Annotated in this window: 14 protein-coding genes; 7 read left to right on the top strand and 7 right to left on the bottom strand. The window is 45.2% G+C overall.

Features of this window, described 5'->3' with window-relative positions; translation table 11 throughout:
- Positions 1–32: 32 nt before the first annotated feature.
- Positions 33–1,337, top strand: coding sequence for a cell envelope integrity protein CreD (gene creD, locus FHS86_RS15360; protein WP_429415621.1), 1,305 nt, complete (start codon positions 33–35; stop codon positions 1,335–1,337).
- A gap of 132 nt (positions 1,338–1,469) precedes the next feature.
- Here the strand turns inward: creD and ftcD are convergent, their stop codons facing one another.
- The 5 genes from ftcD to FHS86_RS15385 all read right to left on the bottom strand — a co-directional run bounded on the left by ftcD (position 1,470) and on the right by FHS86_RS15385 (position 9,064).
- Positions 1,470–3,158: a glutamate formimidoyltransferase gene (gene ftcD, locus FHS86_RS15365; RefSeq protein WP_429415623.1), complete on the bottom strand. Its 1,689-nt coding sequence runs from the start codon at positions 3,156–3,158 to the stop codon at positions 1,470–1,472.
- Between the two features lie 109 nt (positions 3,159–3,267).
- Entirely contained in the window at positions 3,268–4,509 is a 1,242-nt protein-coding gene (gene hutI / locus FHS86_RS15370; RefSeq protein WP_429415626.1) for an imidazolonepropionase, read from the bottom strand.
- Positions 4,510–4,616: 107 nt separating this feature from the next.
- The gene (gene hutU / locus FHS86_RS15375) at positions 4,617–6,287 is read right to left on the bottom strand and encodes a urocanate hydratase (protein WP_429415629.1); all 1,671 of its coding nucleotides are present in this window, start codon (positions 6,285–6,287) and stop codon (positions 4,617–4,619) included.
- Positions 6,265–7,839: a histidine ammonia-lyase gene (gene hutH / locus FHS86_RS15380; RefSeq protein ID WP_429415632.1), complete on the bottom strand. Its 1,575-nt coding sequence runs from the start codon at positions 7,837–7,839 to the stop codon at positions 6,265–6,267. Before hutH ends, hutU begins: the two co-directional genes overlap by 23 nt.
- A 73-nt stretch (positions 7,840–7,912) precedes the next feature.
- Positions 7,913–9,064 (bottom strand): AAA family ATPase, encoded by a 1,152-nt coding sequence (locus FHS86_RS15385; protein WP_429415635.1) that lies wholly within the window; start codon positions 9,062–9,064, stop codon positions 7,913–7,915.
- Between the two features lie 285 nt (positions 9,065–9,349).
- Between FHS86_RS15385 and FHS86_RS15390 the strand changes: the two genes are divergently transcribed.
- Both FHS86_RS15390 and FHS86_RS15395 read left to right on the top strand, forming a co-directional pair.
- Positions 9,350–9,724: a BlaI/MecI/CopY family transcriptional regulator gene (locus FHS86_RS15390; RefSeq protein ID WP_429415638.1), complete on the top strand. Its 375-nt coding sequence runs from the start codon at positions 9,350–9,352 to the stop codon at positions 9,722–9,724.
- Positions 9,725–9,726: 2 nt separating this feature from the next.
- On the top strand, positions 9,727–11,403 hold the full coding sequence (locus FHS86_RS15395; RefSeq protein ID WP_429415641.1) for a carboxypeptidase-like regulatory domain-containing protein: 1,677 nt from the start codon (positions 9,727–9,729) through the stop codon (positions 11,401–11,403).
- A 319-nt stretch (positions 11,404–11,722) separates the two neighbouring features.
- On the opposite strand, the gene FHS86_RS15400 is transcribed toward FHS86_RS15395, so the two are convergent.
- Complete coding sequence (locus tag FHS86_RS15400) at positions 11,723–14,197, bottom strand: bifunctional UDP-N-acetylmuramoyl-tripeptide:D-alanyl-D-alanine ligase/alanine racemase (RefSeq protein ID WP_429415644.1); 2,475 nt, start codon at positions 14,195–14,197, stop codon at positions 11,723–11,725.
- Between the two features lie 44 nt (positions 14,198–14,241).
- On the bottom strand, positions 14,242–14,820 hold the full coding sequence (locus FHS86_RS15405; protein ID WP_429415647.1) for a thymidine kinase: 579 nt from the start codon (positions 14,818–14,820) through the stop codon (positions 14,242–14,244).
- Between the two features lie 149 nt (positions 14,821–14,969).
- On the opposite strand from FHS86_RS15405, the gene FHS86_RS15410 reads away from it, so the two are divergent.
- The 4 genes from FHS86_RS15410 to FHS86_RS15425 all read left to right on the top strand — a co-directional run bounded on the left by FHS86_RS15410 (position 14,970) and on the right by FHS86_RS15425 (position 17,752).
- A complete protein-coding gene (locus tag FHS86_RS15410; protein ID WP_429415650.1) occupies positions 14,970–15,875 on the top strand; it encodes a hypothetical protein in 906 nt (301 codons plus the stop codon).
- 60 nt (positions 15,876–15,935) lie between these two features.
- Positions 15,936–16,655, top strand: coding sequence for a 16S rRNA (cytidine(1402)-2'-O)-methyltransferase (rsmI, locus tag FHS86_RS15415; protein WP_429415653.1), 720 nt, complete (start codon positions 15,936–15,938; stop codon positions 16,653–16,655).
- Between the two features lie 75 nt (positions 16,656–16,730).
- Complete coding sequence (locus FHS86_RS15420; RefSeq protein ID WP_429415656.1) at positions 16,731–17,438, top strand: YjjG family noncanonical pyrimidine nucleotidase; 708 nt, start codon at positions 16,731–16,733, stop codon at positions 17,436–17,438.
- 5 nt (positions 17,439–17,443) lie between these two features.
- Complete coding sequence (locus tag FHS86_RS15425) at positions 17,444–17,752, top strand: hypothetical protein (RefSeq protein WP_429415659.1); 309 nt, start codon at positions 17,444–17,446, stop codon at positions 17,750–17,752.
- Positions 17,753–17,756 lie beyond the last annotated feature (4 nt).

The following is a 17,756-nucleotide window of genomic DNA, read 5'->3' on the forward strand; positions in this document are numbered from 1 at the left end:
TTGTATTTCAAAGTTCTTTTAATTCAAAAAATATGGAAACACACTTTTTTCAAAAATGGCTGACAAGCTACAGCGCAAAAATGATTGTAGTTGCAGTAATGGCTTTGGTTTTACTTATTCCAACCTTCTGGATTCAGGAAATTATCGATGAACGAATCAGCCTGAAACAGCAGGTTGAAAATGAGTTGAAGCAACAATGGAGTGATATGCAACAGGTTTCGGGACCCGTTTTGAATATTCCTGTCAGCACACTGAAAGGATCGAATGAAAACGAAAAACTTACTGCAGCTGTTGCACACTTTCTGCCTGAACTGGTGCAAATGGATGTTGAAATCATTCCCGACATCCGATATCGCGGGATTTACAAAATTCCGGTTTATGAAAGTCAGGTAAGAATCACAGGCTCATTCAAGGCCATCGATTTGGCAAAGCTTGAAAGTGAAACGCATTCGACCAGGCCCGATGAAGCTTACTTTTCATTAGGCATCAGTGATTTGCGGGGCATCAAAGATTCGGTCAGGCTCAAGGTGAACCAGTTGGAAAGCAATATTGAACCCGGGATTCCTGACAACGACCTGTTCAAATCGGGGATTACTTTTCGTTCGGATGCGATTGATCTGAGCCAGGATATTGATTTTGAGATTAAATTTAACCTGAAGGGTTCATCGTGTTTTGCCGTTGAAGCCTTGGGAAAGACAACCAAGGTTTCGATGAATTCGACCTGGGCCGATCCGGGTTTCTATGGTGCTTTTCTTCCCGAAAAAAGAGAAATCAACAGTGATGGCTTTACTGCCAGCTGGGTGGTTACCCATCTCAACCGAAATTTTCCACAGCAATGGATTGGCAAGAAATACAACACCAGCGATTCCAGTTTGGGAGTATCCCTTGTTTTACCAGTCGATCACTATCAAAAAGCCATGCGTTCGGTAAAATATGCGATTCTCTTCATTGCGCTCAACTTCATCGTATTTCTGTTTATTGAAATCAGAAACAGAAAAAGAATACATCCGGTACAATATGCACTGGTTGCCTTTGCATTGTTACTGTTCTACACCTTGCTCACTGCGCTCAGCGAACATGTTGGCTTTAACAGCTCATTCGTCATTTCGGCCATCGCCATTATTTCGCTTGTTTCGTGGTATGCCTTCCATATTTTGGGCAGTATGAAAAAGGCATTGTGGATCAGCGCCCTGCAAGCAGGTCTCTATCTTTTCCTTTTTACCATTTTACAACTACAGCAATACGCCTTGCTGATGGGCAGCATCGGATTGTTTGTGATTCTTGCCCTGATTATGAAAGCATCACAAAAAATAAACTGGTACAACGAAGAAGAATGAAATCGTAAAAAAATGCTGTAAAACAAGCTGGTTCCTGCTGAGATTGAAATAGAAAAGAGGGTGTACCAATCATTTGCAACAAAGCAAATAATGGAACATCCTCTTTCTGATTTAGATAGAAGTCTTTTGTTTTTATAGTTTTTGATTCACCAGTGTCATGATTTCCTCCTCGGCCAATCGTGCTGCCTCTTCAATTTCGGCACCCTCTTTCAATATTTTTTCAACGAAGCTTTTGTCGCTGTAGTCTTTGGCATTGATCCGAACATTCAGAAAAGCCCCCTGCACTCCGGCGCGGGCTGCGATGGCTCCAACACCGGCATCGGTTACGCTGTTCGGATTTCCCAATTCGGCCATGGCCTTCATCACCTCCATCGATTGGTATGCAAGATGCATTACTTTTAGTGGTACTTCGATGGCATATTTTGTTGCTTCTGCAATGGCCTTTGTGCGCATCTGCTTATCGTCGTCGGTCGTTTTAGGCATCGAGAAAGCATCCATAATGGCGTTGAAAGAGCGGGTATCCTCGTCAACCAGTTTCAACAATTCGCTGTGATAGTACTTGCCCTTGTCAGCCCAGTCCGAAAACTCCTTCCAACGATGGTCCCAGCCACGTTTATGCGACGAGAGGTTGGCCACCATGGTTCCAAGGGTTGCCCCCATTGCCGCCATGCAGGCCGAAATGGAACCGCCACCCGGAGCAGGCGATTCAGAAGCTGTTTCATCACAAAACGCCTTAAGCGTCCTATCCACCAGGCGCCCGCTTTTTTCTTCAAGCAGGTATTCGATGATCTTCTTTTTGGGATCGAAAGGTTTCAGTTCATCGAGGCCCAGCGACTTCACCGCAATTTTAATTATTTCTTCATCGGAAACACCGGTCGAGCGCTGCTGCTTGCGAAGGAAGTATTTGCCCGCATCGAGCATGGCACTGAGTGGAATCACCCCCACCAATTCCGATCCGGTCACACGCAATCCTCGCGCTTCGGCCTGTTTACAGGCCGCTTCGAATACTTCGTGTACCGAAGTAACGCTAATGTCGGTCAGGTTAAATGAAAGCTGGGCAATGCCAAATTCTTCGATGTACCAGCCAATGCCCTTCACCTTCTTGAGCAGTCCCGGTTCGAATACAGGATTTCCCTTTTCATCGCAAATGATTTTTCCGCTAAGGCTTCCACCTTCGCGCTTCACCCTGCCCTTCTCCCTGATATCGAAAGCAATGGCATTGGCCCGGCGGGTTGAAGTAGTGTTCAAATTCACGTTGTAGGCAACCAGAAAATTACGCGCACTCACAGCGGTGGCACCACTACGGGCTACTTGTGTGGTAAAGGATGCCGGTCCAAAATCGGGCTTCCATTCAGGATTACTTAATTTCTTTGGAAGACCTTCGTACTCGCCCGAACGACAGCTGGCCAAATTGCGACGTTTCTCTTCGAGTGCAGCAAATTCATAACAATAAACCGGGATGTTCAATTCTTCCCCAATGCGCTGAGCAAGCCGGCGGGCGTATTCCACCGTTTCTTCCATCGAGATTCCCGACACCGGCACCAGCGGGCAAACATCGCATGCCCCAAAACGCGGGTGTTCGCCCTTGTGTTTGCTCATGTCGATGAGCTGAGCTGCCTTTTTCACGGCTCTGAAAGCTGCTTCACAAACTTCGTCGGGAGTTCCAACAAAGGTAACCACGGTGCGGTTGGTTGCTTTTCCCGGATCAACATCAATCAGACGAACGCCCTCAAGGGCTTCAATCTCGTCGGTGATTTGTCTGATGATCTGCATGTTGTTCCCTTCACTAAAATTGGGAACGCATTCAATTATTTGATTCATTCTTTAGATGGTTTAGTCAATAGATAAAAGTCATTAAGAAAAAAGTCATTCGTCATTAAGAAAAAAATAGAATGCTTAGAAATAGTTCCTTGTGCTTATCTCTTCATTACTAATGACTCACTGACCAATGACTGGTTCCTTTTTTCCATACTGTATGTGGTTTCAGTTTTCCCTGGCGATAAATAATCTCGCGATAGTCGGAGACAGAGAAAGCAGCCAAATCGGCAATATTTCCCTCCTTCAATACACCACGATCGTTCATGTTCAGTGCACTGGCGGCTCTCACAGTAATTGCGGCAAGCGTTTCGGCCATGGTTAGTTTTTCGTAAATACCAAAAATGGCTGCCTGCATTAACAAATCACCCATGGGCGCCGATCCTGGATTCCAGTCGGAAGCAATGACCAGCGAAAGTCCGGCGTCGAGCAGTTTTCGGCCCGGAGCAAAGGGAATGCCCAGTCCGAGTGAAGCACCAGGCAAAACACATACAATTACTTTGCCCCGTTGCAATGCCTTAATGGCAATGTCGTCGGTTGCTTCGAGATGATCGACACTCACTGCGCCCATCTCGATGGCCAGCTGGCTGCCACCCACCGAAAACTGATCACCATGAATTACCAGATCGAAATCGAGTACTTTGGCTTTGGTAAGGTAATCGCGGGCTTCGGCAACACTGAATGCTGAATCTTCGATAAAAGCATCGACCCGGTATGAAAGCTGGCGACGTTTGACTTCGGGCAAGAGTTCGGTGGCCATTAACTCGAGATAAGCACGATTTCCTGCTTCGAAATCGCGGGGGACAATATGCGCTGCCAGACAGGTTGATACCAGATCGGCTTTGCATGCTGCCTGCCTGATTGCTTCCAGCATTTTCAGTTCATCCTCCACGGTGAGCCCGTAACCACTTTTCACTTCAATGGTGGTCACTCCGTCGGCGAGCATTTGCCCGGCATGTTGTGCTGTAATTGTTTTTAGTTCATCGAGCGTGGCATTGCGGACCTGCTTCACCGTACTCCAGATTCCTCCGCCCTCGTGTGCAATTTCGAGATAGGATTTTCCAGCCAGTCTTCCGGCATAATCGGCCGCCCTCGAGCCTGCCCAGCAAAGATGGGTATGGCTGTCGATAAAACCCGGCAGGGCAACCAATCCGGCGTTGAGGTGCTCTAATTCATACTTATTTTGAATTGCTTTCTCCTTTAGCGAAGCGTAGGTTCCTACTTCGGTAAGTATTCCTTCATCGTTCACCACTACACCGGCATCATTAATGATCTCGAGCTGATCATCGGCAATCACACCTTTTGCCGGAAGGTGATCCATGGTAAGCAATTGAGTAAACGGGCCTATAAGTTTCATTCTTTACTGTCTTTTCGGGCAAAATACACAGATGAAACGCAAAGTCCAAAGAAATCAACAGTTGATCGCTGGATGCGCTTGGAATGTATTAGCACTGAATGAGCATTTTATAACTTAAGTCCAAACTTCGTGGCATTGTTCAAGGCGATATCGTATCCGGCATCGGCATGGCGAAATATCCCCATTGCCGGATCGTTGTACAAGACCCTTGAAATATTTTCGGCTGCACGCTCACTTCCATCGGCTACCATCACCATTCCGGCATGCTGGGAGAAACCCATTCCCACTCCGCCGCCATGGTGAAACGAAACCCAGGTAGCCCCGCCGGCCGTATTCGACATAAGGTTGAGCAGCGGCCAGTCCGACACGGCATCACTGCCGTCGAGCATGCCTTCGGTTTCGCGGTTGGGCGATGCCACAGAGCCACAATCGAGATGATCACGACCAATCACGATGGGCGCTTTTACCTTTCCGGTCCGTACCAGTTCGTTAAAGAGTAAACCTGCTTTTTCCCGCTCGCCAAAGCCCAGCCAGCAAATCCGGCTTGGGAGGCCCTGAAACGAAACTTTTTCACGTGCCGCTTTCAGCCAGCGAATCAGGTTTTCATTCTCAGGAAAAGCTTCCATCAGGGCCTTGTCTGTGGTGTAAATATCTTCGGGATCGCCGCTTAAAGCCACCCAGCGAAAAGGTCCTTTTCCGTCGCAGAACAAGGGACGTATGAACTCGGGAACAAAACCCTGGTAATCGAAAGCATTGGTTTCGCCTCCCTGACGGGCCATTTCGCGCAGGTTATTTCCATAGTCAAAAACAACACTTCCGCGCTTTTTCATTTCAAGCATGAAGCCCACATGCCGGGCCATGCTTTTGATTGAAAGCTGCTTGTAATTTTCGGGATCATCTTCCCTTAGTTTCAGTGCCTCGTCGAGGGTAAAGCCGTTGGGCACATAGCCAAAGAGCGGATCGTGAGCCGAAGTTTGATCGGTAAGTATATCGGGCACCAGCTCATCGTCCAGCAATTTTTCCAGTACGTCACCCACATCGGCCACCAGTCCAACCGAAAGTGCTTCCCCTTTTTCACGGGCATCGAGCACCCACTGTTTGGCTTCTTCATAATCGGCTGTAAGGCGATCGAGGTAGCCTGTGTGAATTCGCTTTTCAATGCGCGTGGGATCAACATCGACTCCCAGAAATGTGGCTCCGGCCATGGTGGCCGCAAGCGGCTGAGCTCCACCCATTCCGCCTAAACCACCCGACACAATTAGCTTATGACGCAGGTCGCCACCGAAATACTTCTTTCCACACTCGACAAAGGTTTCGTAGGTTCCCTGCAAAATTCCCTGAGACCCGATATAGATCCAGCTCCCGGCTGTCATTTGTCCATACATCATTAGTCCGCGTGCTTTGAGCTCTTCAAAATGTTCCCAATTGGCCCAGGCCGGCACCAGGTTACTGTTGGCAATTAATACCCGGGGCGCCTGCGGGTGACTGCGCACCAGTCCTACCGGCTTGCCCGACTGAATCAACAAACTGTGTTCTTCGTCGAGTTTCAGTAGCAATTCGATGATTTTTTTGAGCGCTGTTTCGTTTCGTGCAGCCTGGCCTGTACCTCCATAAACTATGAGCTGTGCCGGATCTTCGGCCACTTCGTCATCGAGATTATTCAAAAGCATTCTGAGCGGTGCTTCGGTTTGCCACGACAATGCATTGAGTTCTGCTCCTACAGGAGCTTTGTAATGCCCGTTTGAAGCATATTTCTTAATAAATTCCGAATAGTTCATGTCTCTCATTTTTAAATTCAATGTTGTTACGGTCGGCCAGTTCATCGGTCAGGCTTAGCAATTCACCCGAACGGATGATTTCAATGGCTTTTTCAATATCGGGGGAGAACAAGCGATCGTTTTCTGCAAATTCAATTTTAGTGCGAACGTGCTCATAAATCCGGTCCATCAGCAATCCCGACTTCATGGGTCGCCTGAACTCGAAGCCCTGAGCCGCAGTGAGCAATTCGATACCCAGAATTTGCTCCAGATTCTCGACAATTTTTAGTGTTTTTCGTCCGCTGATTGAGCCCATGCTCACGTGATCTTCCTGCCCCAGCGAAGTCGGAATACTGTCGGCACTTGCCGGGAAACAAAGACTTTTGTTCTCACTCACCAGTGCAGCAGTAGTATATTGCAGAATCATAAAACCCGAATTCAGTCCGGTGTGTTTCATCAACAGTTTGGGCAAACCGGGTACACTTTCGATCATCGATAAGTAAATGCGTCGGTCGGCAATGTTTCCGATCTCAGCCGCTGCCAGCCCTGCATAATCCATGGGCAGAGCAATGGGCTGTCCGTGGAAATGCCCTCCTGTAATGGTTTTCTTCTCACTGAAAATAATGGGATTGTCGGTTACCGAATTCATTTCGGTGAGTACCGTTTCTTTCAGATGCAGCCATGCATTGCGCGAAGCACCGTGCACCTGTGGCACACAACGCAGGGAATAGGGATCCTGCACGCGGTGGCAGTTTTCATGTGACTTTTCAATTTCTGAATTCTTCAGTAAAGTTCTGATACGCGCAGCCACATATTGATTTCCTGCATAGGGGCGCAGCAAATGTAATTCTTCGTCAAAACTTTTAAACGAACCCATCATGGCTTCGAGATTCAAGGCAGCGGTAATATCGGCATGATCGAGGCAACGCTGAAGTCGTTCAACAATTTTCACCCCGTGAGCAAGCATAAACTGTGTACCATTTATCAGTGCCAGTCCCTCTTTGGGTCCCAGCACAATGGGTTTGAGCCGGTACTTTGCCAACATTCTCTCCGCACTAAGTTCCCTGCCTTCTATCCTTACCTTTCCCAAACCAATCAGTGGCAGAAAAAGATGAGCCAACGGTGCCAGATCGCCCGAAGCACCTACCGAGCCCTGTGAGGGAACTACCGGAATCACATCGTGATCGATGTGCCAGATAATGCGCCTGAGTGTTTCAAGTGCGATGCCCGAAAAGCCTTTCGCCAACGAATGCACCTTGAAGATCATCATCAGTTTAGCCAATTCATCAGAAATGGCTTCTCCTGTACCAACGCTATGACTGATGAGCAGGTTGTACTGTAATTTGCGGGTATCGGCTTCACCAATACGGGTGGTGCAAAGCGGGCCAAAGCCGGTGTTTACACCATAAACTTCATTTTCTCCCTTCGCAATTTTCATTACCACCTTTCGGTTTTGCTTTACCTTTTCCCGAACCTCGTCGCTTAAAATGCCTTTAATTTTTCCCCGGGCAATATCGAGTGCAAGTCCTACGGTTAGCATGGCTTCGCCGTAGTTGAACTGAGCTTTTACCATTTTTCTTTTTTTAAAACCTATAAATTTAAGCTTTCCTGACGTCGATGAAAATGATAAAAATTAGTGGGCTTTGTTAGCTTTCGTCAAGTAGGGTCAGCAACCACTGCTTAAAAACAGGGTTAATTACATTGTAATCGCTTCCCTCATGGTGGATCAGGTCTTTCTTAATCAGACTCTGGAGGGTTGTATTCAGGGTTGAACTAACCGGCAGGTCATGCCTGTCGCGATATTCAGTTGAGAACAAGCCATCGTCGGGTTGCTTTTGTATTAGTGCCATCAACACACGGCGCTGAATGTTCGACAACTGATCGTACATGTTCTGAAATATGTGCGACTGGCTTTCGATTACCTTACTTAGCCACAGTTGTGTAAAACCTTCCTCCTCCTGACTTACTCCAGATTTGATCAGATAAAAAACTTCGGAAGCAAAATATTGGGAAAAATGCGGATGACATTCCGAAAGGACCAACAGGTCATTGACAATTTTAGCATCGACCAGAATATCACGACTGGCAAAACGACTGGTAATAAAATTGAACAACTCGCCCTTTTTGATCGGGTTGATTTCCACTTTTACACCAAATTCATAAAAAGGTGAATTGTACGAAGAAAAAAGTGTTTCCATCAACGACTGCTTACTTCCCAGAAACAGATAGGAAACATCCTTATGATGCTGAAAAGCCGAACGCATCCAATGCGTCAGAAAGGGATCAATCCGCGTCACCTCCTGAAATTCATCAAAAGCGATACAAATTTTCCGTCCGCTTCGGCGGCTGATTTCATCTGGAAGATTCAGAATGGATTCCACATCACTTTGTTTTTCTATCCGTTCTGCTTGTAGAGAAAAAGAAGGTGCTCCAGTTTCATCAAAAGTAAGCGAAGGTTTCAAACCCTTAAACGAAGCAGCTACCTGCTCCGATAGCAACTTCATGTTTTCGTGCCAGTCGAACAACTCATGGGCCAGTACTTTGGCATATTTCTTACAAAAATCATTCAAAGTGGTTACATTATACAAATCGAAATAGATATAGCGAATCCCCTTCAACTCGTTGAATACTGTTTTTACAAGCGAGGTTTTTCCATATCTGCGGGGTGAATATAGCCATACCGAAGTACTGTCGTTTATATAGGTTTTTAATCTTGCCCTTTCTTCATTTCTGTTACAGAATGAAACATCTGCTACTACTTTTCCAAATTTAAAAGGATTCGACTCTTTTTTCTTCATATGCTCTCTGATTTAAACCAGGTTACTTTTGTAGTTTTACATGTCGCAATATTACGTGTCGTAAAATTACGTGTCGTAAAATTACGAAATCACCATTTAAATAGCAAGTGCTTCTATTTCAAAACAAAATAATATTTCGACTAATTTTATAGTCGTTTTTTTTGTTTGACTAATTTTTTAGTCATAAGTTTGTAGCGGACTTTTTATTGAACTGATTTTACCAATGCATTCAATCCTGCCAGTTGTTTTTTGGCTCGTAAATTGATGCATAAACAAACAATTAAAATGAAACTAACGAAAGCAGAAGAACAGATAATGCAGTTGTTATGGGAGCTGGGCGAAGGACGTGTTCGTGACATCAGGGAACAGTTCAACGACCCCAAGCCTGCCCGTAATACGGTTTCGACGATTATCAGAGTACTCGAAAGCAAGGGAATTGTAGCTTACCGCGAAGAAGGGAATGCACATGTTTACTATCCCCTGTTATCGAAGCACGAATATTCGAAGAAACAATTATTCAGTTTGATGCGCGACTATTTCGACAATTCGTTTCCACAGATGGCCACTTTCTTTGCCAAGGAAAAGGCCCTTTCGGTTGACGAACTGGAAGAACTTTTAAATGAAGCCAAAGAAGAATTACAACATCCTGATAAGGAATAGCGATGCAAGCAGTTTTCCAATACCTTTTACAGATGAGTTGCTGGCTGGCCGCATTTTGGCTGGTATACATAGCAGCGCTCCGGAAAGAAACCTTTTTTTCACTTAATCGCTGGTTTCTCAATGCCGGACTTGCAGTAGCACTTGTATTGCCACTCTTTCCGGTACGATACAAGGTTTATACCGACATCGAAACAGTACTGATTAGGGGCAATCTAAGCGGGTATGCCGAAAGCAGCAGCAACACCGGAAATTTTAACTGGTACCTTACCATTTATCTATCAGGCGTTTTCTTTTTCATTTTAAGGCAAATTTTACAACATTACCGTTTGTACCGTTTGCGAAAAAACAGCAGTAGTTCCATTATTGGTTCAATAAAAGTCTACTATGTCAATCAGGACACTGCACCTTTTTCGTTTATTAACCAGGTTTATATCAGTTCAGCAATCAACAACCCTGTAGCCGTTGATACGGTGATTGCACACGAAAAAGTCCACATTGATGAACGCCACTGGGCCGACCTGCTTTTGCTGGAAATGGTCCGTACATTGCAATGGTTCAATCCCTTGCTTGTTTTTTACCGCAAAGCCATGATGCAAAACCACGAATACCTTGCCGATTCGGGCACACTTAACCAGGGCGTAAGTGCCCGCACTTACCGTGCTGTGCTTGCCAACCAGATGCTTGGATTAGAGGTGGTCAGTTTTGCAAACAGCTTTACCATTTTAAACACTACTCAACGAATTTTTATGATGAAAAGAAATAAATCAAATCCAATAAAACGATTGAAGCTGCTCCTGGTATTGCCATTGGTAGCGCTTATCCTTACCGCTTTCTCAAAACCTGCCTATGTGTACAACGAAGCAGAAAACACGCTGCAGCAGGAAAAAGGCATCGACATTGAAGGCAAAGTACTTGATGAAAACGGAGCACCGCTTCCTGGAGCCAGCATAGTGATTGCCAATTCAACTTATGGAACTGTGAGCGACGTAGATGGAACATTCAGCCTTAAGGGTGTTAATGCTGATGCCATTTTGGTGGTTTCGTTTGTCGGGTATGAAACCCAGGCGAAAAGCGTCAAGAAAAAAATGAATTTTTCGATGCAGCGGTCGGTCATCGGGATCGAAATACGCAAGGAAACGATTGCACCACCGCCGCCGCCACCTCCACCACTGAGTTTAAAGAACATAGGAGAAAATGGGGAAAAGCCCTTGATTGTTGTAGATGGAGAAATTGTCAATATTGACTTAAACACCATCGATCCTTCCAGCATTCAATCAATCAACGTATTAAAAAATGTAAGTGCAACAAATAAATACGGGGAAAAAGCCAGGGATGGTGTCGTTGAAATTTACATAAAAAAGAAACCGGAAAGCACCCATAATCCAGATCAGGAAGTTTTTGTAATTGTTGAAGACATGCCTCAGTTTCCGGGTGGTGAAGAGGCGCTGAATCAATACCTTCTTGAAAAAACAGCCAATTCAGTACAGCATGGCCAGGTATATGTGAGTTTTGTTATCGATACCAAGGGAAAGGTAAATGAAACCAAAGTAATCCGCTCAAATAACAAAGTGCTCAGTCAAAAAGCCATTGACATTGTAAACGGCATGCCTGAATGGAAACCCGGCAAGCAACGGAACAAACCTGTTAAGGTGAGCTATACCGTCAAGCTCGATTTCTAGTTGCTTGCCTTGTAAAAGCAGGAATGCACATTTCATGAGGGTGTTCATGAAGCATGAAGTTTTAAACTTCGGTGTTTCTATCAACCCGTTCAAACACCAAAACAAATTGCTTTTTGAGCACCCTCCTGTTTATTTTATTGAGTAAAAGGTTGTCATCAAGGTCACAATAGAGAATCGATTGATTTAGCGCCAGGAAAAATCATTTTACTCAACTTTCCAATGACTTGCTGTTAATTACCATTTACTTTCTTCTTTCATCCTGCGATAAAATTGCAGTCCCGGCTTGCCGGGAAACCTCAACCTCAACCTCAACCTCAGCCTATTCCTGAAAATAGACCCGCTTTACCCTTTGTGAGATTGAAGTAAACACTTCATAGGGAATGGTATCGAGTGCCCTGGCCATTTCCATTGCCGGATATTCCTTTCCGAATACAATGACCCGGTCGCCTTCGTTCACCGGGATGCCACTTACGTCGATCATGCACATGTCCATACAAACCTTGCCAACAACAGGTGCCAGCTGACCATTCACCCAAACCTTGCCTACGCCGTTGCTCAATCGCCGGTTAAAGCCATCGGCATAACCAATGGGCAGCGTGGCAATCAACATGTCATTTTTAGCAACGCCGTTACGACCATAACCAATGGTATCGCCTTTGTATACTTTTCTGATCTGCGAAACAGTAGTTTTCAGTGTACTCACGTTTTGAAGCGCCTCGGGTGCTACCGTGCTAATTCCATAGAGGCCAATTCCCAGGCGAACCATGTCGTATTGATGATTGGGGAAACGCTCGATGCCAGCCGAGTTCAATGCATGTTTCATCACCTGGTGTTCACTGGCATCTTGTATTACCTTGGCCAATTTATCGAAACGATGTAACTGCAACTGGGTAAAATTATCCTCATCGGGATCATCGCTGGCTGCCAGGTGAGTAAACACCGAACTGATATGCAATACATTTCCACGTTTAATCTTTTCGATCACAATTTTCAGTTCCTGTTCCGATTCAAACCCCAGTCGTTTCATTCCTGTATCAATCTTTATATGAACAGGGAAATTGCACACGGCATTCCGCTGGGCCGAAGTAAGAAATTGCTCAAGCAGGCGTTGTGAATAAATATTGGGTTCAAGCAGGTGTTCAAACATCATGTCGAAGCTATGCGCTTCGGGGTTCATTACAATAATTGGTATCGAAATACCCGCCTTCCGCAATGCAACGCCCTCGTCGGCAATGGCCACCGCCAGATAATTGACCTGATGAAATTCAAGCAGACGAGCCACTTCGGCCATACCACTGCCGTAGGAAAAAGCCTTGACCATGGCCATTACGCGAGTACCGTTTTTAAGTTTCGACTTAAAATAATTCAGGTTGCTCACCATGGCCGACAAATCAATTTCGAGCACCGTTTCGTGCGCCTTGGCCTGCAATACGGAGGCAATCTGATCGAAATGAAAATCGCGTGCGCCTTTAAGCAGAATCACTTCATTTTGTAAACCAATACTGGTTAACTTGGAAAGAAAATCGGCTGTTGATGAAAAGAACAGGGCATTATCGGCAAACAGCTTGCTATGCTTCTTTAATGCAGGACCAATCCCGATGAAGCGCTCCACGCTTCTGAGCTTAACCAGCTGGGCCACTTCGGTGTACAAATCGTCGTCGGCTTTGGGCGAGTAATAAATATCGGAAAGAATGAGCGTTTTGGGTAAGAAATCTTCACTGGCCTGCTGGTCGAGTGTATCGAGTGCTATCGAAAGTGAATTCAGGTCCGAATTGTATGAGTCGTTAATGATGATGCATTGGTTAATGCCCTGCTTGATTTCCATGCGCATGGCCACAGGCTGCAGGGTGCTGAAACGATTCAGAATCTGATCCTGGTCCTTCCCGATTGCAATAAGTGCAGCCAGACAGGTAATGGCATTTTCGACCGATGCATCATCCGATAAAGGAATCGAAATGGCATATTGCTTATCTTTTACCTGACCAATAATGCCACATCCTTCGGGTACTTTTTGAACAAAGTAAATGAAAAGGTCGGCCGTTTCGTCCATCATCGACCAGCTTACCGGACAGATTCCCTTTTCTTCTACCAGTTTTTGTACGGCTGCATCGATCTCGGGATAATCTTTTCGATAAATAATAACTTCCGATTCGGCAAACAGTTTCAACTTTTCCTCTACCTTTTGCTGAATCGTTTCGAAATTCGACTGGTGTGCTTCGCCAATATTGGTGATGATTCCATAGCGAGGTTGAATGATTGGCTGCAAATGCTCCATCTCACCCGGTTGAGAGATACCGGCTTCAAAGAAGGCCATGTCGGCATCGTTGTTCAACAGCCATACCGAATGCGGTACCCCCACCTGCGAATTGTAACTTTTGGGACTTCTCACAATATGATAATCATCAATCAGTAATTCACTAAGCCACTCTTTTACAATGGTTTTTCCATTACTTCCGGTAATGCCAATTACATTTCCCTCGAACTGATCGCGCCGGTAGCGGGCCAACTGCTGTAGCGCTTTCAGCGTATCTTCGACCAACAGAAAGGTCGCATCAGGGTATTTATCAATTTTCTTTCGTGCATTAGAAATGACAAAGCTCCGAACTCCCTTTTCATAAGCTTTGCGCGTGTAGTGGTGCCCGTCGTTGCGATCGCTCACCAGCGCAAAGAAAAGCGATTCACGTCCTGAAACAATGGTTCGGGAATCGGTCGACAAGTAGGTGACCGGAAATTCTTCACCGGCCTGAAGCAGGGTGGCATTGATGATGGAAGCTACAGAAATGTTGGTTATCATGTCACAGGATTTTACGGTTTTTTAAAGCAGGCTCATGGAGTGGTTTATTTTTTTACCAGCGATTTATAGCACTCACGGCACAATGGCTCGTATTCATTTTTCTCACCTAAAACTACCAATTTTTCATCGGGAGACAAGCGATGCGAAAAATTAGCCAGGCTACCACAACGCATACAAATGGCATGTACCTTGGTCACGTACTCTGCAACGGCCATCAACTGCGGAACCGGACCAAAGGGCTTCCCTTTAAAGTCCATGTCGAGGCCGGCAACAATGACCCGGATGCCCATGTTGGCCAACTGATTACACACTTCGATAAGCGCCATGTCGAAAAACTGGGCTTCATCAATCCCTACCACATCCACATCGCCGGTAAGTAAAATAATATTCGAAGCCGTATCGACCGGTGTTGAGCGAATTGAATTTTCGTTGTGCGAAACTACCTCATCTTCGGAATAACGCACATCGATTACGGGCTTAAATATTTCGACTTTCTGACGGGCAATTTTTGCTCTGTTCAGACGCCTGATCAACTCTTCGGTTTTACCCGAGAACATCGATCCGCATATCACTTCGATCCAGCCTTCCTGGCTTTTCTTTCCTAAATCTTTTTCAAGAAACATCGGCTACATTAATCAAAAAAAGTAAATTTACAATCGAACGGAAAATTTCACGTTCTACTGATGTATAATAACATCCAATTTGAAGCTTTGAAGATACTACATTTGAAGCAACAAACCGAAAACCGCTTAATTTTTGATGCACAACAATGATGGATAACGCAATCATTTTAGAGTTAATAAAGAAGGACATCGAAGAGTTGAAATTACTAGTCGAAATTCTTGAAAAGCAACCCGATAACAAGGACATCCTAATCGAAATCACCACTTCAAAAGCAAAAAATCTGCTACAGGAAATTTCCTTGCTGGGTGGAAAAAAAGCAAATGAAGTCACTGATTTTAAAAAGGAAGAACTCATTGAAGCAGCCGGATTAAAATTTACCGAAAAAACGGATCCCGAACCTGATCCACACCAGCTCATTGAAGAGCTTATTGAAGAATACGATCAGGCACCGGCTGCCACTACTGAAACTTCCAAACAGCCTGAAGTACAGGAAGCAGAAGAAAGCAAATTAATTCAGGAAGAAACGCTTTCATCTGCTGGGGTATCAACGGGCACGAATGCAAAAGAGGAAGAGCAGGAAGCACCCGAATTTCAACAAAAAGAGCAAGCACCTGTAAATACCGCAATCGCTGATGAAGTAAGTTCAGAGATAAACAATGAAATACCGTCAACTTATAAAACCGATGATCAGGAACCGCCTATCGAGGAAATTCCCGATATGAATGAGGTAAAACAGGTACAACTGCTGGGTGAGAAATTCACCGCAGGAAAATCACTCAACGAGCGCTTTACTTCCCTGCAGGAAAATCAATATAAGGTGAAAGGCAAACCGGTAACCAGTATCAAAAAAGCCATAGGCCTTAACGATCGCTTTATGTACACCCGGGAACTCTTCAACAACGATACTTCGAAGTTTGAAGCTACGGTTGAGCAGCTCGACAAGGCAACATCGATCATCGAAGCCGTTGAATTTTTGGAGCAGAATTTTCGATGGAAAAAGGATGATACGAGTCTGAAATTTATGGAACTGGTAAAACGGAGATTCAATAATTAAAAGGAATACAGTCCGTACCTTTCAACAACACACCCAAGGGCTCAACTGAAAAAACAAAGCATGGCAAAATTATACCTCGTACCCACACCGATAGGTAATCTCGAAGACATGACCCTGCGTGCAATCAGGGTATTAAAGGAAGTGGACCTTGTACTTGCCGAAGACACCCGTACTTCGGCCAAGCTGATGCATCACTTCGGAATTGAAACGAAGCTTCAATCGCATCATCAATTCAACGAACATCAAACATCGGAGCGCATTAGCCAGCGCATTCTGAACGGAGAAAATATTGCACTGATCTCCGATGCCGGCACGCCCGGTATTTCCGATCCCGGTTTTCTGCTGGCCCGAACATGTATCGAAGCAGGAATTGAAGTGGAAACCCTGCCCGGAGCCACTGCCTTTGTTCCTGCGCTGGTCAACTCAGGCCTGCCCTGCGACAAATTCTGCTTCGAGGGCTTCCTGCCTCAAAAAAAAGGACGACAGAAACGACTCAAGGAACTGGTAAACGAAGCACGCACCCTTGTTTTTTACGAATCGCCTTATCGTCTGGTAAAAGCACTTCAACAGTTTAGCGAGTTCTTCGGTGCTGAACGCAGGGTGTCTGTTTCGCGCGAATTAAGCAAACTTCACGAAGAGAATTTCAGAGGCACAATTTCAGAAGCCATTCAACATTTTCAACAAAAAAATGTAAAAGGAGAAATCGTTATCGTACTCGAAGGTTTTTCAAACAAAGAGATAAAGGAAGATCAGGCATTTACCTTTGGCAAACACGAATAACAACGATTTAAATTAGCGGGTGACCCTGGGGTTTCTTCGTATAAAATCATATTTTCGCTACGAAAAGAAAGCAGCATGCAAAAATACCGACATTTATTTTTCGATCTTGACAATACCCTCTATGATTTTTCGGCCAATTCGAAACTTGCATTGAAAGAGGCATTTCAGCAACTTGGGTTGCTTGATTTGCTGCCATCGTTCGATCACTATTTCGATGTATACAGCCAGATCAACGATGTACTGTGGGATGCTTACCGCAAGCAGCAGCTATCGAAAGAAATTCTTCGGGGAAAGCGTCATTACGACAGCTTGCTGCAATTCGACATTCACCCCACGCTAAAAGCTACTGAGATCGACGACCGCTATCTTCAGGTGATGACACAGCAAACCGAGCTATTTCCCAACACCATCGAAGTACTCGGAGAACTGAAGCAAAGAGGCTATCTCATTCACATCATCACCAATGGTTTTAAGGAGGTACAACACCACAAACTGATCAATACCGGGCTTAAACCCTATGTCACCGACATCTACATTTCGGAAGTGATCAAGGCACCCAAGCCAGCCAGAGAAATTTTCGACTATGCCATAAAAAGCAGCAATGCCCGTAAAAAAGAAAGCCTGATGATAGGCGATTCATGGGAGAGCGATATTGTGGGAGCAAAAAATGCAGGCATCGATCAGGTTTATTTTCAGATCGACGGAGCACCTGAAATCCCCGATGGCAGTGAGGCCCCCACTTATACCATTAAAGATTTAAAGGAATTACTAACCATATTATAAAGAATATGAAAAAAATAACACGATGGGTGGCCATCTTGCTGATTATTACCGGTGCGCTGGCGTTTTTTAAACCCAGCGAAAGCGATTTTGAAGCCTGGGTCAATGCCCGTTCAGCTAAAAAAAGAACCAATGCCAAAGGAGACAACATGGTAGAACGTCTTGCTGACAAGGCAGTAACTTCGGCCGAACAAGTTCAGTTACTGAGCACCTACCGTTACTCAAACCACCATGTAATTGCCATTGTGGAAGCGGGTGCCAACGGAGAAAAGAAGAAATTTCTGGGCATCGCTGGAACCTGGATCCCGCTGCCTTAAAATG

It is taken from the genome of Roseimarinus sediminis (assembly GCF_050433125.1).
Lineage (GTDB): Bacteria > Bacteroidota > Bacteroidia > Bacteroidales > Prolixibacteraceae > Roseimarinus > Roseimarinus sediminis.